Raw genomic sequence first — 235 nt, 5'->3', positions numbered from 1 at the left:
GATGGCCGCGCTGCGGCTGCGCGTCGACTCGCTCGCCCACCAGGTCGAGGGCGACGGCGCCACCTACCGCGCCACCGTGGCCGAGGTCGAACGCCTGGAGAAGCTCCTCGACGGACTGCTGGCGCTCGCGCTCGCCGAGAGCACCGCGACGCGCGTGGCGGCCGGCGGTGCCGACGAGGCGTGCGACCTCGCGTCCGTGCTGGCCGAGCGCGTCGACGCCTGGCGCCCGGCCGCC

The 235-nt window shown here is 77.9% G+C and carries 1 pseudogene; it reads left to right on the top strand.

Features of this window, described 5'->3' with window-relative positions:
• Positions 1-235: pseudogene (locus G3I65_RS09180) on the top strand (sensor histidine kinase); the annotation flags it as partial.

The organism is Amycolatopsis sp. SID8362 (genome assembly GCF_010550475.1).
GTDB classification, from domain to species: domain Bacteria; phylum Actinomycetota; class Actinomycetes; order Mycobacteriales; family Pseudonocardiaceae; genus Amycolatopsis; species Amycolatopsis eburnea.
Note: the sequence above shows the minus strand (reverse complement) of the source record. Positions and strands in the feature narration are given on the sequence as shown.